General features: G+C 42.4%; 22 protein-coding genes. 20 read left to right on the top strand and 2 right to left on the bottom strand.

Annotated elements, in window-relative coordinates:
• Positions 1–2 precede the first annotated feature (2 nt).
• The 13 genes from BVE84_RS06205 to BVE84_RS06145 all read left to right on the top strand — a co-directional run bounded on the left by BVE84_RS06205 (position 3) and on the right by BVE84_RS06145 (position 13,101).
• On the top strand, positions 3–281 hold the full coding sequence (locus tag BVE84_RS06205; protein WP_076996195.1) for a UPF0223 family protein: 279 nt from the start codon (positions 3–5) through the stop codon (positions 279–281).
• Positions 271–1,029, top strand: coding sequence for an inositol monophosphatase family protein (locus tag BVE84_RS06200; RefSeq protein WP_076996194.1), 759 nt, complete (start codon positions 271–273; stop codon positions 1,027–1,029). The genes BVE84_RS06205 and BVE84_RS06200 overlap by 11 nt, the downstream gene beginning before the upstream one ends.
• Positions 1,029–2,333: an RsmF rRNA methyltransferase first C-terminal domain-containing protein gene (locus BVE84_RS06195; protein ID WP_076996193.1), complete on the top strand. Its 1,305-nt coding sequence runs from the start codon at positions 1,029–1,031 to the stop codon at positions 2,331–2,333. The genes BVE84_RS06200 and BVE84_RS06195 overlap by 1 nt, the downstream gene beginning before the upstream one ends.
• A gap of 137 nt (positions 2,334–2,470) precedes the next feature.
• The gene (locus BVE84_RS06190; RefSeq protein WP_076996192.1) at positions 2,471–3,340 is read left to right on the top strand and encodes a phosphate ABC transporter substrate-binding protein PstS family protein; all 870 of its coding nucleotides are present in this window, start codon (positions 2,471–2,473) and stop codon (positions 3,338–3,340) included.
• Between the two features lie 2 nt (positions 3,341–3,342).
• Complete coding sequence (pstC, locus tag BVE84_RS06185) at positions 3,343–4,260, top strand: phosphate ABC transporter permease subunit PstC (RefSeq protein WP_076996191.1); 918 nt, start codon at positions 3,343–3,345, stop codon at positions 4,258–4,260.
• Positions 4,250–5,137: a phosphate ABC transporter permease PstA gene (pstA, locus tag BVE84_RS06180; protein ID WP_076996190.1), complete on the top strand. Its 888-nt coding sequence runs from the start codon at positions 4,250–4,252 to the stop codon at positions 5,135–5,137. Before pstC ends, pstA begins: the two co-directional genes overlap by 11 nt.
• 24 nt (positions 5,138–5,161) lie before the next feature.
• Entirely contained in the window at positions 5,162–5,965 is an 804-nt protein-coding gene (gene pstB, locus BVE84_RS06175; protein WP_076996189.1) for a phosphate ABC transporter ATP-binding protein PstB, read from the top strand.
• A gap of 12 nt (positions 5,966–5,977) precedes the next feature.
• Positions 5,978–6,736, top strand: a complete 759-nt coding sequence (pstB, locus tag BVE84_RS06170) for a phosphate ABC transporter ATP-binding protein PstB (RefSeq protein WP_076996188.1) — start codon at positions 5,978–5,980, stop codon at positions 6,734–6,736.
• A 20-nt stretch (positions 6,737–6,756) separates the two neighbouring features.
• The gene (gene phoU, locus BVE84_RS06165) at positions 6,757–7,413 is read left to right on the top strand and encodes a phosphate signaling complex protein PhoU (protein WP_076996187.1); all 657 of its coding nucleotides are present in this window, start codon (positions 6,757–6,759) and stop codon (positions 7,411–7,413) included.
• 107 nt (positions 7,414–7,520) lie between these two features.
• Positions 7,521–8,195 carry a response regulator transcription factor gene (locus BVE84_RS06160; protein ID WP_076996186.1) on the top strand — a complete coding sequence of 225 codons (675 nt, stop codon included), beginning with the start codon at positions 7,521–7,523 and terminating at the stop codon, positions 8,193–8,195.
• On the top strand, positions 8,185–9,564 hold the full coding sequence (locus tag BVE84_RS06155; RefSeq protein WP_076996185.1) for a sensor histidine kinase: 1,380 nt from the start codon (positions 8,185–8,187) through the stop codon (positions 9,562–9,564). The genes BVE84_RS06160 and BVE84_RS06155 overlap by 11 nt, the downstream gene beginning before the upstream one ends.
• Positions 9,565–9,853: 289 nt before the next feature.
• A complete protein-coding gene (locus BVE84_RS06150; protein WP_076996184.1) occupies positions 9,854–11,074 on the top strand; it encodes a transglutaminase domain-containing protein in 1,221 nt (406 codons plus the stop codon).
• Between the two features lie 260 nt (positions 11,075–11,334).
• Complete coding sequence (locus tag BVE84_RS06145; protein ID WP_076996183.1) at positions 11,335–13,101, top strand: flavocytochrome c; 1,767 nt, start codon at positions 11,335–11,337, stop codon at positions 13,099–13,101.
• A gap of 345 nt (positions 13,102–13,446) precedes the next feature.
• Here BVE84_RS06145 and rpsT read toward each other — a convergent pair whose 3' ends face one another.
• Complete coding sequence (rpsT, locus tag BVE84_RS06140; RefSeq protein ID WP_012027069.1) at positions 13,447–13,695, bottom strand: 30S ribosomal protein S20; 249 nt, start codon at positions 13,693–13,695, stop codon at positions 13,447–13,449.
• A 57-nt stretch (positions 13,696–13,752) separates the two neighbouring features.
• Positions 13,753–14,673, bottom strand: coding sequence for a type I pantothenate kinase (gene coaA / locus BVE84_RS06135; RefSeq protein WP_076996182.1), 921 nt, complete (start codon positions 14,671–14,673; stop codon positions 13,753–13,755).
• Between the two features lie 105 nt (positions 14,674–14,778).
• On the opposite strand from coaA, the gene BVE84_RS06130 reads away from it, so the two are divergent.
• The 7 genes from BVE84_RS06130 (at position 14,779) to BVE84_RS06100 (ending at position 21,564) form a co-directional block, all read left to right on the top strand.
• Positions 14,779–15,360 carry a class I SAM-dependent methyltransferase gene (locus tag BVE84_RS06130; RefSeq protein ID WP_279625866.1) on the top strand — a complete coding sequence of 194 codons (582 nt, stop codon included), beginning with the start codon at positions 14,779–14,781 and terminating at the stop codon, positions 15,358–15,360.
• Positions 15,357–16,634, top strand: coding sequence for a pyrimidine-nucleoside phosphorylase (locus BVE84_RS06125; RefSeq protein ID WP_076996180.1), 1,278 nt, complete (start codon positions 15,357–15,359; stop codon positions 16,632–16,634). The genes BVE84_RS06130 and BVE84_RS06125 overlap by 4 nt, the downstream gene beginning before the upstream one ends.
• Before the next feature lie 15 nt (positions 16,635–16,649).
• On the top strand, positions 16,650–17,312 hold the full coding sequence (gene deoC / locus BVE84_RS06120; protein WP_076996179.1) for a deoxyribose-phosphate aldolase: 663 nt from the start codon (positions 16,650–16,652) through the stop codon (positions 17,310–17,312).
• On the top strand, positions 17,299–17,688 hold the full coding sequence (locus BVE84_RS06115; RefSeq protein WP_076996178.1) for a cytidine deaminase: 390 nt from the start codon (positions 17,299–17,301) through the stop codon (positions 17,686–17,688). Before deoC ends, BVE84_RS06115 begins: the two co-directional genes overlap by 14 nt.
• Before the next feature lie 80 nt (positions 17,689–17,768).
• Positions 17,769–18,836, top strand: coding sequence for a BMP family lipoprotein (locus tag BVE84_RS06110; protein WP_076996177.1), 1,068 nt, complete (start codon positions 17,769–17,771; stop codon positions 18,834–18,836).
• Positions 18,837–18,974: 138 nt separating this feature from the next.
• Entirely contained in the window at positions 18,975–20,510 is a 1,536-nt protein-coding gene (locus BVE84_RS06105; RefSeq protein ID WP_076996176.1) for an ABC transporter ATP-binding protein, read from the top strand.
• A complete protein-coding gene (locus BVE84_RS06100; protein ID WP_076996175.1) occupies positions 20,503–21,564 on the top strand; it encodes an ABC transporter permease in 1,062 nt (353 codons plus the stop codon). The genes BVE84_RS06105 and BVE84_RS06100 overlap by 8 nt, the downstream gene beginning before the upstream one ends.
• Position 21,565: the final 1 nt, after the last annotated feature.

Here is a 21,565-nt window from a genome sequence, read left to right as displayed (position 1 = left end):
AGATGGAAAAGAATTATTTATATCCACTTGATTTTTCGTGGAGCACAGAGGAGATTTCCTCCGTGCTTTCTTTTTTAAATCAAGTAGAAAAGGCTTATGAGGGGGGCGTCACAGTCAGCGCTCTCTTAGAGGCATATGACCAGTTTAAAATGGTCGTAAAGAGTAAAGGGGAAGAACGGCGAATTGGTCGTGAATTTGAAGCAGTCTCAGGCTATTCCATTTATCAGGCACTCAAACAAGCAAAAGACCAGGGGAAGGGAGTGATTTCTCTTGGAAGATAAGTACCAGTTTGCAAAAGAAATCGTCCTTGAAGCAGGAGAGTTTTTAAGGCAGCATTTGCATGACGAGCTTGAAATTGAGGAGAAGGGGCATTTTACAGATTTAGTGACCCAGCTAGATAAGGCGGTACAGGAGCATTTAACAGAGAGGATTTTGGGTCGGTATTGGGACGATTGTATTTTGGGAGAAGAAAGTCCAAGCCACCTACCGCTCGGTCAGGGGAATGTCTGGATTATTGATCCTATTGATGGGACGACTAATTTTATCGTGCAGCAAGCAGATTTTGCTGTCTTGCTCGCTTATTTTGAAAATGGGATAGGGAAATTCGGCTTGATTTATGATGTGATGCAGCAGAAGCTCTACCATGGGGGTGGGGATTTTCCTGTCTATGAAAACGACTCTCTCTTACCTCCCTTTCAGTCCAAGTCTTTAAAAGAAGGGTTAATTGGGCTTAATGCAGGTCTCTATGCCCAAAATTATGATGGACTGGCGCATTTTGCAGACCAAACCTTGGGAACACGTTCCGTTGGTAGTGCAGGGATTAGCTTTGCCCATGTTCTGACAGGGCGATTGCTGGCACAGGCTTCCTATATCTATCCGTGGGACTATGCTGCAGCGAGTATTTTAGGTGAGAAGCTAGGATACACCCTGATGACAACCAAGGGAGACAGACCTGCTTTTTATGGTCGGGAATGTGTGATGCTTGTTCCTACTGAAAAAATAACAGAAATAAAAGGGTATCTACAGTGATGTCATTACCAACAGAATTCAAAGAGAAATACGAACAGTTGCTGGGTGTAGAAGCACCAGCCTTTTTTGAGAGCTTTCAAGAGCCTGCCATCTCTGCTTTCCGGGTCAATCCCTTAAAAGAAAGGCAATCATCATTTGAGCAAAAGATTGAGCAAATGCGCTGGTCTTATTATGGAAAAGTCTCTGGTAAGTCAGTGGAACATGTGACAGGCTTGGTATACTCACAGGAGCCTGCGGCACAAATGGTTGGTCAGGTTGCAGCACCGACTCCGGGTATGAAGGTATTAGACCTGGCTGCGGCTCCTGGTGGTAAGTCTACCCACCTTCTTTCCTATCTGAACAATAGTGGACTCTTAGTCAGCAATGAAATTTCAAAGAAACGCTCGAAGATATTGGTAGAAAATATCGAGCGTTTTGGAGCGCGTAATGTCCTAGTGACGAATGAATCAGCAGAGCGCTTGGCAGAGTTTTTTCCAGCCTATTTTGATATGATCGTCTTAGATGCACCTTGTTCGGGTGAGGGGATGTTTCGGAAGGATCCAGCTGCAATGGAGTATTGGTCAACGACTTATCCAAGCGAATGTGCGCGCTTGCAGAAGGAAATCTTAACTTGGGCTATGGAGATGCTGGCTCCTGGTGGTCAGCTGATATACTCGACCTGTACCTGGGCACCAGAAGAAAATGAGGACATTGTCCGGTGGCTATTAGAGGGCTATGACCTTGAATTGTTGGAGATTCCTAAAGTAAATGGGATGACAGAGGGCATTGAGATGCCTGAGGTAGCCCGTATGTATCCGCATCGTTTCAAGGGAGAAGGGCAATTTGTAGCCAAACTCCGCTATAAAGGTGGGGTGCAATCGAGTAAGAAACACAAGGGAAACAAGTCCAATCTCAATCGGGAGCAACTCCAATTATGGCAGGAGTTTTCAAGGAAGCATCTCAATTTCCAAGCGGCGGGGATTTTACAGGTTTTTGGGGATGAGCTGTATCTTGTACCACAGGACTTACCGAATATCTCAAGGCTGAAAATTGCCCGCAATGGCCTCCATTTAGGGACCTTCAAGAAGAAGCGTTTTGAACCAAGTTTTGCCCTGGGATTAACTCTAAAGAGTGAGGAAGTCAAGCAGCGAATAGAGATCTCCGAGCAGGACTTCATCCAATATGTATCAGGACAGACCCTTGCTGTCTCAAAGGACCTGCCCAACGGATGGTATCAAATCTATGTTGCTGGAAATGGTCTTGGCTTTGCTAAAATCGTCTCAGGAACCCTTAAAAATGCCTTTCCAAAAGGTTTGCGCTTCTAAGTGTTGAGAAAAGATTTTTTTTGCAACTTGTCTTTTTATATGATATAGTGGATATGTGGAAAATTCTTGTAAATTCTGTGTAAAATACATCATTTATCGAGGGAGATTCCACTGAAAAATGTAAAGGAAAAAACGAAATGAAAAAAAAGCAAAAACTTGGTCTTACGGCCTTGTTGCTTGTATCTAGTCTTGCTCTATCGGCTTGCTCATCTTGGATTGACCGTGGTGAGTCCATCACAGCGGTAGGCTCAACTGCCCTCCAACCCTTGGTTGAGGCAGCAGCAGATGAGTTTGGAAGCGTCAATATCGGTAAATCGATCAATGTTCAAGGTGGTGGATCTGGTACTGGTCTATCACAAGTACAGTCCGGTGCTGTACAGATTGGAAATTCCGATGTCTTTGCAGAAGAAAAAGATGGAATTGATGCCAGCAAACTCGTTGATCATCAGGTTGCTGTTGCTGGTCTAGCCGTGATTGTGAATAAGCAAGTGACTGTAAAAGACATCACAACAGAGGACCTTCGCAAGATTTTTACAGGTGAGATCACTAACTGGAAAGAGTTAGGGGGCGAGGACTTGGCGATTTCCATTATTAACCGAGCAGCCAGCTCAGGGTCACGAGCAACCTTTGATAGCGTCATTATGGATGGCAAAAAGGCGACTCAGAGTCAAGAGCAGGACTCAAACGGCATGGTCAAATCTATCGTATCACAGACACCGGGAGCCATTTCCTACCTATCCTTTGCCTATGTGGATGATTCGGTCAAGACCATTAAGCTCAACGGCTTTGCTCCAACAACTGAAAATGTAGCGACGAACGATTGGCCGATCTGGTCTTATGAACACATGTATACCATGGGTGAACCGACAGATTTGACAGAGGAATTTTTAGAGTACATGATGTCAGACGAGGTACAAGATGGTATTGTTGAGAGTATGGGCTATATTTCTATCAACGATATGAAGGTTGTAAAAAGTGCTGATGGCACGGTGACAGAGAAGGAGTAAGCATGAAAAACGAACAGCTCGCAAGAGAACTAATGTCCCCTTCCAAGAACTCTCGTTTAGAGCGATTTGGTAAGGTGATTACGTTTCTTTGCCTATCATTGATTGTCTTTATTGTTGCCATGATTTTGATTTTTGTGGCTCAACGTGGCCTATCCACTTTCTTCGTAGATGGGGTCAGCCTTGCTGATTTTTTATTCGGTAGCAAATGGGAGCCAAATTCAAAAATTTTTGGTGCCTTACCTATGATTTCTGGTTCATTTATCGTTACCATTTTATCTGCCATCGTTGCGACTCCAATCGCTATTGGAGCAGCGGTCTTTATGACAGAGATTTCACCGAAGCGTGGGGCAAAAATCTTACAGCCAGTTATTGAGTTGTTGGTCGGTATTCCATCGGTTGTCTATGGTTTTATTGGTTTACAGGTAGTTGTTCCCTTTGTTCGTTCCATCTTTGGTGGGACAGGTTTTGGTATCTTATCAGGGGTCTTTGTCCTCTTTGTGATGATCTTGCCGACAGTGACCTTTATGACTGTTGACAGTTTGCGGGCAGTGCCTCGTCATTATCGTGAAGCCAGTCTAGCAATGGGGGCTACTCGTTGGCAGACTATCTGGCGTGTTATCTTAAATGCAGCCAAGCCTGGTATTTTTACAGCTGTTATCTTTGGTATGGCTCGTGCTTTCGGGGAAGCCTTGGCTATTCAGATGGTAGTGGGTAACTCAGCTGTTATCCCGACGTCACTAACAACACCAGCAGCGACCCTGACCTCTGTCCTAACTATGGGGATTGGAAATACAGTCATGGGGACAGTTCAGAATAATGTTCTCTGGTCACTGGCTCTGGTACTACTCCTGATGAGTCTTATCTTTAATATGATTATGAAATTTATTACAAGAGAGGGTAAGAAAAACTATGCACGCTAAAAAATTCGATAAATTGGCGACAGGTATTCTTTACTCGATCGCTGGTGTGATTGTTGTGATTCTAACGTCACTCATTCTTTATATCTTGCTCCGTGGTCTGCCCCATATCAGTTGGCAGTTTCTAACCAGCAAATCCTCCTCTTACAAAGCAGGGGGAGGGATTGGGATTCAACTCTATAATTCTTTCTTCCTCCTGGTTGTCACCCTCCTGATTTCCGTTCCTCTATCAACAGGAGCGGGTATCTACCTGGCTGAGTATGCGAAGAAAGGTCCTTTAACAAACTTTATCCGGACCTGTATTGAAATTTTATCCTCTCTCCCTTCAGTTGTCGTTGGTTTGTTTGGTTACTTGATTTTCGTAGTACAGTTTGAGTATGGTTTTTCCATCTTGTCAGGGGCATTGGCCCTCACTGTCTTTAACCTCCCACAAATGACGCGTAATGTGGAAGATAGCCTGCGACATGTTCACCACACCCAGCGTGAGGCGGGGCTTGCTCTTGGTTTGTCTCGTTGGGAGACTGTTCTTCATGTCGTTATTCCAGAAGCCCTTCCGGGAATTGTCACGGGTATCGTCTTGGCTTCCGGTCGGATTTTTGGTGAGGCGGCAGCTCTCATCTATACAGCAGGTCAATCAGCACCAGCTCTTGACTGGACTAATTGGAATCCGCTCAGCGTTACCAGTCCGATTTCTATCTTCCGTCAATCTGAGACTCTTGCAGTCCACATCTGGAAGGTAAATAGCGAGGGGACAATTCCAGATGCGACGCAGGTTTCTGCTGGTAGTGCAGCCATTTTATTGGTATTTATCTTGATTTTTAACCTGTCTGCACGCTATATTGGTAAGAAACTTCATGCGAAAATGACTTCGGCAGCTTAGGTGTCAGACTTATAAGGAGAAAAAATGGCAGATTATAACTGGAATGAACGCCATATCATCACTTTTCCAGAAGAAAAGATTGCCCTTTCAACCAAGGATGTCCATGTTTACTACGGTAAAAATGAGGCGATAAAGGGCATTGATATGCAGTTTGAGAAAAATAAAATTACAGCCTTGATTGGTCCATCAGGTTGTGGGAAATCAACCTATCTTCGCAGTCTCAATCGGATGAATGATACCATCGATATTGCCAAGGTAACAGGACAAATCCTCTATGAGGGGATTGACATCAACCGCCCAGATATGAATGTCTATGAGATTAGAAAACATATCGGTATGGTCTTTCAGCGCCCCAATCCCTTTGCAAAGTCCATCTATCGCAATATCACCTTTGCCCATGAGCGTGCAGGTGTAAAAGATAAAAAAGTCTTGGATGAAATTGTTGAAACCTCTCTCAAACAGGCTGCTCTGTGGGACCAGGTAAAGGATGACTTGCACAAATCAGCCTTTACTCTATCAGGGGGACAGCAGCAGCGTCTATGTATTGCACGCGCGATTTCTGTGAAACCTGAAATCTTACTCATGGATGAGCCTGCTTCAGCGCTTGACCCGATTGCGACCATGCAACTGGAAGAGACCATGTTTGAATTGAAGAAGAACTATACGATTATCATCGTGACCCACAATATGCAGCAAGCGGCTCGTGCGAGTGACTATACAGCCTTCTTCTACTTGGGAGATTTGATTGAGTATGACAAGACGGCTCATATCTTCCAAAATGCGAAACTTCAATCAACGACTGATTATGTATCAGGACACTTTGGATAGAAAGGAAATGTGATGACAGCACCGATTTTACAAGTTAAAGACCTGTCTGTTTACTACAATAAAAAAAAGGCTCTGAACAACGTTTCTATTGATTTTTATCCAAATGAAATCACTGCCCTGATAGGACCATCTGGCTCTGGAAAGTCAACGCTCTTACGCTCCATTAACCGTATGGGAGATTTGAATCCTGAAGTGACCTTGACGGGAGCGATTGATTATAACGGTCGGAATATCTACAGTCCACGAACGGATACCGTTGATTTACGTAAAGAGATTGGCATGGTCTTTCAGCAGCCCAATCCATTTCCTATGTCCATTTATGAAAATGTTGTCTATGGTCTACGAATCAATGGTGTTAAGGACAAGCAGGTTTTAGATGAGGCGGTGGAGAAATCCTTGATAGGTGCGTCTATCTGGGAGGAAGTCAAGGATCGGTTACATGATTCTGCCCTCGGTTTATCAGGTGGACAACAGCAACGGGTTTGTGTGGCACGGGTTCTTGCGACCAGTCCTAAAATTATCCTCCTTGACGAGCCGACATCAGCGCTCGATCCGATTTCAGCTGGAAAGATTGAAGACACTCTACACGGTTTGAAAGATAAGTACACCATGGTCTTGGTCACTCGCTCAATGCAACAAGCCTCACGGATTTCTGACAGAACTGGTTTTTTCCTAGCCGGGGATTTGATTGAGTATGATAAGACCAAGCAAGTCTTTTTAAATCCTTGCCACAAGGAAACCGAGGACTATATTACAGGAAAATTTGGATAATAAAAAGGAACGAATAATTTATGTTAAGAACACAATTTGAAGAAGAATTAGACAAATTGCACAATCAGTTTTATGCCATGGGAAATGAAGTTCTTGGACAGCTTAAAAATACTGTGCAGGCATTTATCACCCATGACCGTGAGTTAGCTAAGGAAGTGATTGAGTCAGATGCAAAAATCAACGCCTTTGAAATCAAGCTAGAGAAAAAATCGCTTGAAATCATCGCCTTGCAACATCCCGTATCCACCGACTTACGTACGGTAATCACCGTTTTAAAAGCAACAAACGACTTAGAACGCATGGGCGATCATGCAGTGTCAATCGCAGAAGCGGCGATTCGTATGAAGGGGGAAACCCGCATTCAGATTGTTGAAGCGGAGATCAAAAAAATGGGGCGTGAGGTTCGTAAATTGGTCGAAGCTGCCTTAGAGTTGTATTTAAATGGTGGCGACACTGAGCAGGCCTATGAGCTAGCTGCTCAAGATGAAATCATTAACCAATATTACAACGATATTCAAGAGTTAGCAACAGAAGAAATCAAGAAAAATCCAGATGCCTTAATCGCTGGACGGGATTATTTCCAAGTTATCTCTTATCTTGAACGTATCGGTGATTACGCCAAAAATATTTGCGAGTGGGTCGTCTACCTCCGTACAGGAAATATCACAGAATTATAAAAGAATCTGGGCTACTCCCCAGATTTTTAGCTTCTTTTAAGTTTAGTCGGCTAAAATACAGGAAACAGAAAACTTCATGGTATAATGATAGCATAGGGGAGACGAGAATGATTAAGATACTATTAGTAGAAGATGATTTGAGTTTATCAAATTCAGTGTTTGATTTTTTAGATGATTTCGCAGATGTGATGCAGGTATTTGACGGTGATGAAGGCTTATATGAGGCAGAGTCGGGTGTCTATGATCTGATTTTGCTGGATTTAATGTTACCGGAAAAGGATGGCTTTCAGGTTCTCAAGGAGTTACGAGAAAAAGGTATCACTACCCCAGTCTTGATTACCACTGCCAAGGAAAGTTTGGACGACAAGGGGCATGGCTTTGAATTGGGGGCGGATGACTACTTGACCAAACCCTTTTACCTGGAAGAATTAAAAATGAGGATTCAAGCCCTTTTGAAACGCTCGGGGAAATTTAATGAAAATGTCTTGAATTTTGGGGAATTGTCTGTCGACCTGTCGACCAACACCACCACTGTCAATCATGATGAAGTAGAGTTTCTCGGAAAGGAATTCGACCTGCTTGTTTATTTCTTGCAGAATCAAAATGTGATTCTCCCTAAGACACAAATCTTTGATCGGATTTGGGGATTTGATAGCGATACGACCATTTCAGTGGTAGAAGTCTATGTTTCTAAAATTAGGAAAAAATTGAAAGGAACGGCCTTTGGTGAGCAGTTGCAAACCCTCAGAAGTGTCGGTTATATTTTAAAAAATGTTGACTAAATTTCGCAAGCTCTACCGCACGGATAATTTTTCATATTTTATCCGTTATTTTGCTGTTTTTACCCTTATTTTCGGTTTAATGACCCTTATTATTTTTCAGCTAATGCGCTCTACCATGTATCGGACTTCAGACGAAAATTTCAAGGAAATTGCCAATAATCCAGAGGTGATGATGGAATTTGCAAGAGCTAGAGGTCTGTCGCCTGAAGCAGAAATCGTTTGGGAAAAAAATACCAGTGGGGACCAAGAGGACAAGGATGCAACGGATGACGAAAAAAAATATAAGCTCTTTTATACAACGTCCAAAATCAGGCTGAATGCCAATTACCACGTAATCCTCTACGATAGCAAGGGCAACCGACTCAACCAAGTGGATTATTTCTCTGGTTTGGCGAGTTTAAGCGTTGACAAGAAGTCTTTAGACAGCATTAAGGAGTGTGCCGTGACAACTCCCTTTGGTGAGCAAGAGTACTATCGCTGTATGACGCTTGCCTTGCCGAGCGACGCTGTCTCAGCCTACACGGGTCTAGACATCAAATATGCCGCCATTCTTTTTAACACCAGTCAAATTAAGTCTTCCATTGCGACTTACGAATCAACGGTCATGTTTGTCATGATTGGCTTTTGGTTGATTTCGATTGTGGCCAGTATCTATCTTTCAAACGTCAGTATGCGCCCGCTCTTAGTCAGTTTTCAAAAGCAGAAGGAGTTCGTGGAAAATGCTAGCCATGAATTGCGAACTCCCCTCACTGTCTTGCAAAATCGCTTAGAAAGTCTCTTTAGACATCCGGAAGCAACGATTATGGATAGTAGTGAGAATATCGCCTCAAGCCTAGCAGAAGTGCGCAACATGCGGCTGTTAACCACCAATTTATTAAACCTTGCTAGACGTGAGGATGGCTTAAAACCAGAAATTGTGGCTGTTCAACCTACTTTCTTTGATAAAACCCTAGCAAACTATAGCATTATAGCCGAAGAAAATGGTAAAATCTTGGAGGTCAACAATCAAGTGGAGGAAGTGCTGTATACAGATAAGACCTTGCTTAAGCAGCTGATGACTATCTTGGTGGATAATGCCATGAAATATTCAGAGAGTGACGGGCATATCTGGATTGACATCTTGATGAAAGACCGCTTCCTTGTCATCAGGGTTGCAGACAATGGTCTTGGGATTAGCCCTGAAAACAAAACAAAGATTTTTGACCGTTTCTACCGCGTGGATAAGGCAAGAACTCGTCAAAAAGGTGGCTTCGGCCTCGGACTGTCTCTTGCCAAGCAAATCGTAGAAGCCCTCGGTGGTCAGATAAGCGTGAAGGATAATCAGCCCAAAGGAAGCGTTTTTGAGCTACGTTTACCCAAGCAAGCATAAGAGACTAGATGACTAGACTAGGGAGAACCTAGTCTATTTTTCTATCGTTGACAAAATATAGGAATGATGATATGGTATACTCAAAGAAAATAGAAATTCGGAGAACTCCCACCATTGATACTCAAGGAACAGCAACAATAGTCTGGTTCTTCTACTCAATAAAAATCAAAAACCGAGACTCTTTACGACGGTTCCTTTTGATTTTTAAGAGTATCCGTTTGCTTTTTGATTGTTAAAGAGTATCCATCGAAGGTAGTTGAAATAAAAGAAAAAGATATGGAGTGTTAGGATGAAAAAACTTTCTTTCGGTATAGTAACCCTACTATCAGTCACGGTTCTATCAGCTTGTTCAACACAAAGGACAAGCGAGCAGTTGGATGCCTTTCAAGTAGAAGCCTCTCAAGAAAAGAAGCAACTTGAGGCTGAATTAACCAATTTAAAAGAAGAGGTCCAAAGAAATTTCTACTATCAACAATTAGGTACGGATAAGGAACGTCGCATCTATCTTCAATTTGTAAATGGCTTAAAAAAACGAACGCAAGTGATTGAGATAGACTTTACCAATGAAGAGAGCTATGCACGAGTATACCTATCTGTTGCCAATGACTATCCAGAATTTTATTGGTTGACTGATGAGGACGCTATGATGGATGGAATTGATTTCCTAGACCTAGAAGAACCATTTTATCCGAGCGACTTATCTTCAGTGGGTAATCAATTAGAGGAACAGGTAACTAGCCTACTGGCACAGATGCCGACTGGGTCAGATTATGAAAAGGTTAAGTATTTTTATGAGACGATTATCAAGCAGACAGAGTATGATATAGAAGCACTAAAGAGTAAGCGTCTTAATTGGAGAAGCCAAGGCATTATGAGTGTTTTAGTAGATAAAAAATCAGTATGTGCAGGCTATAGCCGAGCCTTTCAGTACTTGTGCAAAAAAGCAGGAATTGATTGTATCTATGTGACAGGAGTTGCTAAAGGCGGGCCAGAGGGAGAGATTGGCCATGCTTGGAATTTGGTCAATATCAATGGGCAATATTACGGTGTTGATACAACATGGGGAGATCCTGTTTTTGATCAAGCGATGGGCGGAGAAGTCTATACAGATATTTCCTATGATTACCTATGCGTTCCAAATGAGATGCTTGAAAGAAGTAGAGTGGCTGATAAAGACTTGCTTAAGTACTGGGGTACGGATACTTATTATCAAGCACAGGAGCTGACCTATCCCGTTTGTACGGACAATTCCCTAAACTACTATGTTCAAAAAGGAGTCTATTTTACGGAGTTTAATCAAGGAGCCGTTTTACAATCAATCACTGAGCAAAGACTACAGGGAGCAAGTATCATTCATATCCAATTTGCCACTAAGGAGGCGGCGGAACAGATGATTGCACTGGCCTCAGCAGAAAATAATGCCATTTTTCAGGCCTTGGGGGAGGTAAATAACTACAAATATGTCTATAATGAACAAAGTTACACTTTTGAAGTGACGGAATGGTATTAGAAAATGCCCCAGCGCCCTCTAGCCAATACTCGCTAAAAGGATGGTATGTTGCCCAGGTTCTCTACCTCGGTATTCCTCGTCTGTTTATGGATGTTCTTTGAGTATTAGACTGAAAAATAGCAATTTTCTGACTTTCCTCATAATGATGAAAAGAGTCTGGTAACGGTTGCAATATCTTATTTTTATGTTAAAATAAATGTGTGTTTAAGCACATATTATTTCATACCTATTGGTTGACAGTAGGAGAAAAGGAGAGAAACATGAAAAGAAGTTGGAAGCTAATGCTGCTCAGTTTTGTTGCAGTATTGCTGATGATAGGCTGTTCTGCTGCCCAAAAAAGTGGAACCTTTGAAGGTGTAGGTAGTGGTAAGCACGGGGACATCAAGGTGGCTGTTACCATTAAAGACGGGGCAATTACCAAAATCGATGTCTTGGAGCAGGATGAAAATAAGGTTTTGTCTGAACCAGTTTATGAAGAGCTACAAGATATGATCATCGCTCAAAATTCAGCAGATGTCGAAGCAGTATCTGGTGCTTCTGCAACGAGTGAGGGATACCTCAATGCGGTAAAAGATGCGGTTGAAAAATCAGGCATCACCCTTGTAGCAGCTAAAAAGTCAAAACAAGCCAAAGAAAAAGACCAGATTCCTTCAGAGCAAACCTTTGATGTGGTAGTTGTTGGTTCTGGCGGAGCAGGATTTAGTGCGGCAATTGAAGCAGCAGAAGCTGGAAAAAAAGTAGCTATTTTAGAAAAACTTCCTGCTATTGGAGGAAATACCCTCCTTTCTGGTGGTGAAATGAATGCACCTGGTAACTGGGTCCAAAAGAAATTGGGCATTGAAGGAGACTCCGTAGACATCTATTATCAAGATACTATGAAAGGTGGCGACAATGTCGGAGATCCAAAGATGGTTCGCTTGATGGCTGAAAAGGCCTTGGAATCTGCTGAGTGGCTCCGAGATGACATCAAGGTTGAGTTTCTACCGGACCAATTATTCCAATTTGGTGGCCATACTTACAAGCGTGCTTTGATTCCAGTGGGACATACAGGTGCCGAGCTAATCTCTAAATTAAAGATGAAGACCGACGAGTTGAAGATTCCAGTCTTTTTGAATGTGAAAGCTGAGAAGTTGATCAAAGACGACAGTGGAAAAATCGTTGGTGTTACAGCAACAGATAAAGATAAGCGTGAATTGACATTCACTGCCAAAAATGCTGTCGTGTTGACAACAGGAGGCTTTGGCTCAAATGTTGAGATGCGTAAACAGTACAATAAAGAGTACGATGAGCGCTACTTGTCTACGGATTCTGTTGGTACAACAGGAGACGGAATTGTCATGGCACAAGAAGTGGGTGCAGCCCTTACCAATATGGAAAGTATCCAAACCTATCCGATTGCTAATCCAAAGACAGGTATGATTTCCTTGTTAGCAGATACTCGCTTTGACGGCGCCATCTTGGTCAACCAAGAAGGAAAACGCTTTGTAGAAGAGTTGGAGCGCCGTGATGTGATTTCTAAAGCTATTCTTGCTCAAACAGGTGGCTATGCCTACCAAATTTGGAACGATGATATCGATGCTATTTCCAAGACGAAGGAAGCTCATAAGGCTGAATATGACGAATTGATTCGTGAAAAATTACTGGTCAAAGCCGATACGATTGAAGAAGCAGCCAAGTTTTTCGACATTGATGTGGATAGCTTGAAAGAAACTCTTGCAAAAGTGAATGCCTATGCAAAAGAAGGGGAAGATAAGGAGTTCCACCACCGTGGAGGTTTGGTATCCCTTGAAAAAGGACCATACTATATCGAAAAAGCTTCACCGTCTGTCCACCACACCATGGGAGGACTTGTCATCAATGAAAAGACAGAAGTCTTAGATGAAAATGGAAAGGTTATCCCAGGACTTTATGCAGCGGGAGAATTGACAGGTGTCATCCAAGGTAAAAACCGTCTAGGAGGGAATGCGATTACGGATATTATTACATACGGACGCATTGCTGGTAAAGAAGTTGGTGCAATGAAATAATACTCAATGAAGATTAAAAAGCTGACTGCCTGTCAAACGGGCGGTCAGCTTTTTATAGTCTTTAAAAAACAAAAAGAGATCCAGTGGCCTCGACTCGCTATCTCGTTTCTAGGCTCGTGAAAAAGAGGTCCAATGGACCTCGACTCGCTATCTCATTTCTAGGCTCGTGAAAAAGAGGTCCATTGGACCTCGACTCGCCACCTCATTTCCAGGCTCGTGAAAAAGAGGTCCATTGGACCACGACTCGCTACCTCATTTCCAGGCTCGTGAAAAAGAGGTCCACTGGACCACGACTCGCTACCTCATTTCCAGGCTCGTGAAAAAGAGGTCCATTGGACCTCTTTTTTATGCAAGTTTTGATGCAAGACGTGCCTTGTCGCGACTCGCTTTGTTTTTATGAATCAAGCCCTTAGTTTCTGCTTTATCAATAGCTGAGCTAGCAGCGCGGAAAAGCTCCTCAGAAGGATTTGCTTCAAATGCTTTGATTGCAGTACGCATAGCTGATTTTTGAGCTGAGTTTTTTTCGTTTTGTTTTACGTTCAATTCAGCACGTTTGATAGCTGACTTAATGTTTGCCAATGGTTTCACCTCCACCTATTCTATACTAACTATACTATTATATCTGAAAAAATAGATTTTGACAAGAAGAAATTATTTTTTCAAGTAAATTTCATCAATTTCATGATTTTTTGCCTTATGAAGAATGATGTCCGCCCGATGTCGAGTTGGCTCGATGTAGTCTCTTAGGTTAACTAGATTGATGGTTTCCCAGATGCTGTGGGCAAAGCTGGAGATTTCCTCCTCGGACATGTTCAAAAAGCGGTGATAGTAATTACTAGGGTTACTTTTAGCTAGTGTTAATAGTTTCTTAAAGCGTTCCAGATACCAGCTCTCGATATTTTCTACCGCTGCATCAACATAGATAGCTAAATCGAAGTAGTCGCTGATGTAGAGGTGTTGGTTTTGGGGGTTCTGAAAGATGTTGATTCCTTCAACGATTAGAAAGTCAGGAGCTGAAATGGTCTGATACTGGTCTGGTACAATATCGTAGACTTCATGGGAGTAGACAGGAATTTGGAAATCATGTCCATTTTCAATGGTATTCAAAAAGTCAAGGAGCAATTCCATGTTGTAAGATTCGGGAAATCCCTTTCGATCAAGGAGCTTCTTTTCCTTCAGCAGGGCATTGGGATAGAGAAAGCCGTCCGTTGTGACCATCTCCACCTTGGCATGCTTAAAGGTTCTCGTCAGTAAAATCTGCAAGAGCCTGCTAGTCGTTGATTTTCCGACAGCCACGCTTCCAGAAATTCCGATGATAAAGGGTTGGCTCTTGATTTTTTTTTGTAAAAAAAGGCTTTTAGAGAAAGAAAGGTCCTCACTTGCTTTCTTATAAATCCGAATCAGATTGATGAGCGGCAGGTAGACATCAAGGACATCTTGGAGGCTAATTGTATCATTGAAACTTTTGATAGAATTTAGTTCATCCTGCGTGAGTGGAACAGTTGTATTCCTATGCAGTTGCTGCCAGGTTTGACGGTTAATTTTTTCAAAATTGATTAGTTCATTCTTCATAGCACCATTGTAGCATGATTTTTTACAAGTGTAAAATGATTGAAAGGAGTAAGGCAATCTCTTGTAAACGTTTTTATTAAATGGTATAATAAGGGTATGGTAAATATGTATTACGAGAAAAATCCTAGTGTGGCTCATGATCTTCATGAGCTTCATGTCACTCTGCTCGGACAAGAGATGTTTTTCTTAACTGATGCAGGTGTATTTAGTAAGAAGATGGTAGACTACGGTAGCCAAGTTCTTTTAAATACAGTGGATTTGGACGAGGGCAAAAGATTGTTAGATGTGGGCTGTGGATATGGTCCACTTGGTTTGACTTTAGGGAAAGTTTTTGGGGTTTTGCCCACTCTGATTGATATTAACAGTCGAGCCATTGATTTGGCCATTCAAAATGCTGACAGAAATAAGGTTCAGGCCTCTATTTTTCAATCGGATATTTATGAAAATGTATCCGAAACCTTTGACTATGTCATTTCAAATCCGCCGATTCGAGCAGGAAAGGCAGTCGTGCATGAAATCATCCAAGGTGCGGATAACTGTCTGGTGATTGGCGGACGGTTGTTTATCGTGATTCAGAAAAAGCAGGGTGCACCGAGCGCCAAAGCAAAAATGGAGGAGGTTTTTGGAAACTGCACAATCCTGAGAAAAGATAAGGGATATTATATTTTAGAAAGTGTGAAAGAATGAGGACGGTCGACTTAATTCAGAAAAAGCGAGATGGTCATGAACTGACGACAGATGAAGTAAACTGGCTGATTAGTGGCTACGCTACAGGCAGTATCCCAGATTATCAGATGGCTGCATTTGCTATGGCAGTTTACTTTAGGGGGATGTCTACAAGGGAAATCTCTGATTTAACCATGGCAATGGTCGCAAGTGGTGAAGAAATTGATTTGTCAGCCATTTCAGGTATTAAAGTGGATAAGCACTCCACTGGAGGTGTTGGTGATAAGGTAACCTTGATTCTAGCTCCACTAGTGGCTAGTTTTGGTGTTCCGGTTGCCAAAATGAGTGGTCGTGGCTTGGGGCATACAGGAGGTACTCTAGATAAGCTAGAATCTATCAGGGGTTACCAGATTGAAGTGACACAAGACCAGTTTATCCAGCAGGTACAAGACATTGGTCTAGCGGTTATCGGTCAATCGGATAATATGGTCAAGGCGGATAAATTGCTCTATGCCCTTAGGGATGTGACTGCAACAGTTGATATTATTCCCTTGATTGCAAGTTCTGTTATGTCTAAGAAAATTGCGGCAGGGGCTGATGCGATTTTACTGGATGTAACAGTTGGTGAAGGCGCTTTTATGAAAAACATAGAGGATGCTCGCCAATTAGCACAAACCATGGTTGAACTCGGAAAGGCAGTCGGCAGAAAGACGGTTGCTGTGATTACTGACATGTCCCAACCAGTCGGGACAAGTATCGGAAATCGGCTTGAAATTTTAGAAGCCTTGGAGATTTTGCAGGGCAAGGGACGTGAGGATGTGACCGAATTTATTTGTGAATTGGCACAAATCATGCTGGGGCTTGCTGATGTTAAAAAGACAGTAGAAGAAGTCCGTAAGCACTTGTTGGATGGCTCTGCCCTTCAAAAATTTGAAGAAATGATAGTTGCTCAGGGAGGGGAGCTAGAAGATTTGTATCGTCAGGTGCAAGTTTCTTATCAAGTACCAGTGCTCGCCCAGAAAAGTGGGGTTATTACAGCTCTACCAGCTTTGGAATTTGGCTTGTTTGCCATGAAACTGGGCGCAGGTCGGGCAGTCAAGACAGATTCGCTTGACTATGAGACAGGAATTGTCTTTCATAAAAAAGTTGGAGAAGCCGTCAAAGAAGGTCAGGAAATCGCAACTATTTTTGCAAATGAAAATATTTCAGAAAATATGCTTACAAATTTCCAAAAAAATGTTAAAATAGGGAATATGAGCGTAAAGCCGAAAGAAATTATCGAAATTGTATCATAATGTACGGAGAAAAACATGAAATTAAATAAATATATTGATCATACATTGCTTAAACCCAATGCAACAGAAGAGCAAATCCTAGCAATTATTGAAGAAGCGAAAGCGTACGACTTTGCAAGTGTCTGCGTCAATCCAACTTGGGTGGCTCTTTCAGCTCAGGAACTAAAAGATACAGATGTGAAAGTTTGCACGGTCATCGGTTTCCCTCTAGGGGCCAATACATCAGCAGTCAAGGCCTTTGAAACCAAGGATGCGATTGCAAATGGGGCAGATGAAATTGATATGGTCATCAATGTCGGAGCCCTTAAAGCGCAAGATTATGATCTTGTATTGAAAGATATTCAAGCGGTTGTAGAAGCAAGTGGCGATAAATTGGTCAAGGTAATTATTGAAACCTGTCTATTGACAGATGATGAAAAAGTAAAAGCATGTCAGTTGTCACAAGAAGCGGGCGCTGACTTTGTCAAGACTTCTACAGGTTTTTCAACTGGTGGTGCTACGGTGGAAGATGTAGCCTTGATGAGGAAAACAGTCGGTCCAGATATGGGGGTAAAAGCATCTGGTGGAGCTCGCTCTTACGATGATGCAAAAGCCTTTATTGACGCAGGTGCGACTCGTATTGGAGCCTCTTCTGGTGTAGCAATTATGAAGGGAGAAAAGGCAGATGGCGACTACTGATTTAATTGATTTATCTATTGAAGTTAGTAAAAAAGCCTATGTTCCTTATTCCCACTTTCCTATCGGTGCTGTATTAGTTGCTAAAGACGGGCAGGTCTTTACAGGTGTTAATATTGAAAATGCTAGCTTCGGTCTGACAAACTGTGGCGAGAGGACAGCAATTTTCAAAGCTGTTTCAGAAGGAGTGTTGGAGTTTTCGGAGTTAATCGTCTATGGTGAGACAGAAAAGCCGGTATCGCCATGTGGCGCATGTCGTCAAGTTATGGCAGAATTTTTTGAACCGGACTTAACTGTAACATTGGTTGCTAAAGATAAATCGACAGTCGAGATGACAGTCGGGGAATTACTTCCGTATTCTTTTACAGACTTAAGCTAGGTCTGTAAGGCAGTTATTTGACTGCATCATTTCCATTTTGCAACGAAAGTTGCACAAAGAATTTTTAGGAGGGTTCAGAAATGAACAAAAAACTTATTGGTTTAGGTGTTGCAACTCTTGCAACTGTAGCACTTGCTGCTTGTGGTAACCGTGCAGCTAAGAATGATTCAAGCTCAAGCGCTGATTCAGCAGTAAAAGCAGCAGTTGTCACTGACGTCGGTGGTGTTGACGACCGTTCATTTAACCAATCAGCTTGGGAAGGTTTGACTGCATGGGGAGAAGAGAATAGTCTTAAGAAAGATGAAGGGTATACCTACTTCCAATCCGGTAGTGAATCTGATTATGTAACAAACCTTGATTCAGCTGTTTCAGGTGGTTACAACTTGATATTTGGTATCGGTTTTGCCTTGGAAAATGCGATTGCTGAAGTAGCGCCAAACAATCCTGATACTAACTATGTTATTGTTGATAGTGTTGTAAAAGATCAAAAGAACGTAGCTAGCGTAGGCTTTGCAGACCACGAGGCATCTTATCTTGCTGGTGTAGCGGCTGCTAAGTCAACGAAAACAAATCATGTAGGCTTTATCGGTGGTATGGAATCTGTCATCATCGACCGTTTTGAAGCAGGTTTCGTAGCAGGTGTAAAATCTGTTAATAAAGATATTAAAGTAACGGTTGACTATGCAGGTTCATTTGCGGATGCAGCGAAAGGTCAGACCTTGGCTGCTGCTCAATATGCTGCTGGAGCAGATGTAATCTTCCACGCATCAGGAGGTACGGGTAACGGTGTCTTTGCAGCGGCGAAAGCAGAGAACGAAACACGTAACGAAGCAGATAAGGTTTGGGTAATCGGGGTAGACCGTGACCAGTCAGCAGAAGGTAAATATACTTCAAAAGATGGAAAAGAGTCGAACTTCGTATTGGCTTCCACTCTTAAAGAAGTGGGTACTTCTGTAAAAGATATTGCCAACAAAGCTCTTAAGGGAGAATTTCCTGGTGGTGAAATCATCACATTCTCACTGGCTGATAAAGGGGTAGACTTGGCTGAAACAAATCTTTCAAGTGATACTTCAGAAGCAGTAGCAGCTGCTAAGAAAGATATCTTGGATAAAAAAGTTGAAGTGCCAGAAGCACCTGAGAAAAAATAATAGATAGTTTGTGATCCGAAACGGCGACCTGACTCGGTCGCCGTTTTAGGAATTGAGATTGTATGATTTCAGTAAAGCCTATCAATCCATGTTTGGTGGGTTTTACTGACAAAATATAGTCCGAAAGGAAAGAAGATTATGACAAAAGATTATGTCATTGAGATGCGAGAAATCACAAAGATCTTTGGTGATTTTGTAGCAAATGATCATATCAATTTAAATGTCAGACGTGGAGAGATTCATGCCCTTTTAGGAGAAAACGGTGCAGGTAAGTCTACATTGATGAATATGCTTGCGGGCCTCTTAGAACCGACAAGTGGAGAAATTGCTATAAATGGTCAAGTTGTAACAATTGATTCCCCATCCAAGGCAGCGCATTTAGGAATTGGGATGGTTCACCAGCACTTTATGCTCGTGGATGCTTTTACGGTTGCTGAGAATATTATTTTAGGAAGTGAAACCACAAAAGCTGGTGTGATAGATATTAAACAGGCTATCAAGGATATTAAAGAATTATCAGCTAAATATGGTTTAGAGATGGATCCAACTGCCAAAGTGGCGGATATTTCAGTGGGCGCCCAACAGCGAGTGGAGATTCTCAAGACTCTCTACCGTGGGGCCGATTTATTGATTTTTGATGAGCCGACAGCTGTTTTGACACCAGCAGAAATCACAGAACTTCTCAAAATCATGAAGACTCTGGTTCAAGAAGGAAAATCCATTATTCTAATTACTCATAAGTTAGACGAAATCCGTGCGGTTGCTGATAGCGTAACGGTTATCCGTCGCGGAAAATCGATTGAAACAGTTGAAGTTGCTGGAGCAAGCAATAAAGACTTGGCAGAGTGGATGGTTGGACGCTCCGTATCCTTTAAGACAGAGAAAGTAGCAGCAGATCCAAAAGAGGTTGTCTTATCTATTAGAGATTTAGTTGTTCATGAGAATCGAGGAATTCCAGCTGTAAAAGGCCTATCGCTTGATGTTCGAGCAGGGGAAGTTGTTGGGATTGCAGGGATTGATGGAAATGGCCAAAGCGAGCTTATTCAAGCGATTACAGGACTTCGCAAGGTAAAGTCTGGTCAAATTTTCATTAAAGGCACAGAAGTAGTCGGAAAACCACCTCGGAAAATTACCGAGATGAATGTGAGCCATGTGCCAGAAGACCGTCACCGTGATGGCCTAGTCTTGCAGATGACTGTGGCTGAAAATATCGCTTTACAGACCTATTATAAGGAGCCGATTTCCAAAAATGGAATCTTGAATTATGATGTGATAAACCAAAAAGCTCGTGAATTGATGGAAGAATTTGACGTTCGTGGTGCGAGTGAGCTTGTCCCAGCCAAGGCTCTTTCTGGAGGAAACCAGCAGAAAGCTATTATTGCACGAGAAATTGATCGCAATCCTGATTTATTGATTGTCAGTCAACCAACGCGTGGTCTTGATGTTGGAGCGATTGAATATATCCGGAAACGTCTTATAGCAGAGCGTGATAAAGGAAAGGCTGTACTGGTCGTTAGCTTTGAATTGGATGAAATTTTGGATGTATCAGATCGTATTGCAGTGATTCACGATGGTGTTATTCATGGTATTGTGGATCCTGAAAAGACCAATAAACAAGAACTAGGATTCCTAATGGCTGGTGGAAAACTGGAAAAGGAGGAAGCAAATGGCTAAGAAGTTACAAAACATAACCCTCCCCCTACTTGCGGTTGTGTCTGGCTTATTACTAGGAGCTATCATCATGCTTGTGTTTGGCTATGACCCTATTGCAGGTTATGATCAATTATTTTATTCGGCTTTTGGCTCTGTAAAATCTATCGGGGAGATTTTTGCGGCTATGGCTCCACTCATCTTTACAGCGCTAGGATTTGCAGTAGCTAGTCGTGCCGGATTCTTTAACGTGGGGCTTTCAGGTCAAGCACTTGTAGGCTGGGTATTTGCAGCTTGGTTTGCCTTAGCCAATCCAGATTTGCCACGTCCTTTGTTAATCCTTGCAACTGTTTTAGTTGCGATGATAGCAGGGGGGCTTGCAGGAGCAATTCCAGGAGTTTTACGTGCCTATCTTGGAACGAGTGAGGTGATTGTGACCATTATGATGAACTACATCTTACTGTATACGAGTAACTATATTATTCGCAATGTCTTTGCGGCTGATTTGATGAAGAACAAGGATTCTAGTATCAATATCTCAGCCAATGCCTCCTATCGTTTGGATTGGCTGACAGAGCTAACAGCAAATTCTCGGATAAATATTGGGATTTTCTTTGCCATTATTGCCGTGATAATCATTTGGTTCCTACTGACTAAAACAACCCTTGGGTTTGAGATTCGTTCTGTGGGACTCAATCCAACGGCTTCTGATTACGCAGGAATGTCTGCTAAGCGGACCATCATTCTCTCCATGATTATCTCAGGTGCCTTGGCAGGTATCGGTGGTGCTATTCAGGGACTTGGGACCTTCCAAAATGTCTATACTCAAGGTGGAAATTTAGATATTGGCTTTAATGGAATGTCTGTAGCTTTACTGGCCTCTAATTCGCCGTTAGGAATTCCCTTTGCCGCTTTCTTATTTGGAACCTTGTCAATCGGAGCACCTGGTATGGTGAAGGCGCAGATTCCACCTGAATTGATCAACGTAGTCACCGCCTCTATCATCTTCTTTGTCGGTGTTAAATTCATCTTTGAACAATTATTAAAACGTAGAAAAAAAGCGAAAGGAGCTAACTAGG

The organism is Streptococcus azizii (assembly GCF_001984715.1).
GTDB lineage: Bacteria > Bacillota > Bacilli > Lactobacillales > Streptococcaceae > Streptococcus > Streptococcus azizii.
The sequence above is the reverse complement of the archived record's forward strand: the minus strand, read 5'-3'. Positions and strand labels throughout refer to the sequence as shown.

Bases quoted from the DNA above. Each gene is read 5' to 3' on its own strand.
- BVE84_RS06105 (WP_076996176.1), top strand. From the start codon at position 18,975: ATGACAAAAGATTATGTCATTGAGATGCGAGAAATCACAAAGATCTTT.
- pstB (WP_076996189.1), top strand. From the start codon at position 5,162: ATGGCAGATTATAACTGGAATGAACGCCATATCATCACTTTTCCAGAA.
- BVE84_RS06145 (WP_076996183.1), top strand. From the start codon at position 11,335: ATGAAAAGAAGTTGGAAGCTAATGCTGCTCAGTTTTGTTGCAGTATTG.
- BVE84_RS06115 (WP_076996178.1), top strand. From the start codon at position 17,299: ATGGCGACTACTGATTTAATTGATTTATCTATTGAAGTTAGTAAAAAA.
- pstA (WP_076996190.1), top strand. From the start codon at position 4,250: ATGCACGCTAAAAAATTCGATAAATTGGCGACAGGTATTCTTTACTCG.
- phoU (WP_076996187.1), top strand. From the start codon at position 6,757: ATGTTAAGAACACAATTTGAAGAAGAATTAGACAAATTGCACAATCAG.
- BVE84_RS06110 (WP_076996177.1), top strand. From the start codon at position 17,769: ATGAACAAAAAACTTATTGGTTTAGGTGTTGCAACTCTTGCAACTGTA.
- BVE84_RS06195 (WP_076996193.1), top strand. From the start codon at position 1,029: ATGTCATTACCAACAGAATTCAAAGAGAAATACGAACAGTTGCTGGGT.
- deoC (WP_076996179.1), top strand. From the start codon at position 16,650: ATGAAATTAAATAAATATATTGATCATACATTGCTTAAACCCAATGCA.
- coaA (WP_076996182.1), bottom strand. From the start codon at position 14,673: ATGAAGAATGAACTAATCAATTTTGAAAAAATTAACCGTCAAACCTGG.
- pstC (WP_076996191.1), top strand. From the start codon at position 3,343: ATGAAAAACGAACAGCTCGCAAGAGAACTAATGTCCCCTTCCAAGAAC.
- BVE84_RS06150 (WP_076996184.1), top strand. From the start codon at position 9,854: ATGAAAAAACTTTCTTTCGGTATAGTAACCCTACTATCAGTCACGGTT.
- BVE84_RS06100 (WP_076996175.1), top strand. From the start codon at position 20,503: ATGGCTAAGAAGTTACAAAACATAACCCTCCCCCTACTTGCGGTTGTG.
- BVE84_RS06155 (WP_076996185.1), top strand. From the start codon at position 8,185: ATGTTGACTAAATTTCGCAAGCTCTACCGCACGGATAATTTTTCATAT.
- BVE84_RS06190 (WP_076996192.1), top strand. From the start codon at position 2,471: ATGAAAAAAAAGCAAAAACTTGGTCTTACGGCCTTGTTGCTTGTATCT.
- BVE84_RS06125 (WP_076996180.1), top strand. From the start codon at position 15,357: ATGAGGACGGTCGACTTAATTCAGAAAAAGCGAGATGGTCATGAACTG.
- pstB (WP_076996188.1), top strand. From the start codon at position 5,978: ATGACAGCACCGATTTTACAAGTTAAAGACCTGTCTGTTTACTACAAT.
- BVE84_RS06205 (WP_076996195.1), top strand. From the start codon at position 3: ATGGAAAAGAATTATTTATATCCACTTGATTTTTCGTGGAGCACAGAG.
- BVE84_RS06160 (WP_076996186.1), top strand. From the start codon at position 7,521: ATGATTAAGATACTATTAGTAGAAGATGATTTGAGTTTATCAAATTCA.
- BVE84_RS06130 (WP_279625866.1), top strand. From the start codon at position 14,779: ATGTATTACGAGAAAAATCCTAGTGTGGCTCATGATCTTCATGAGCTT.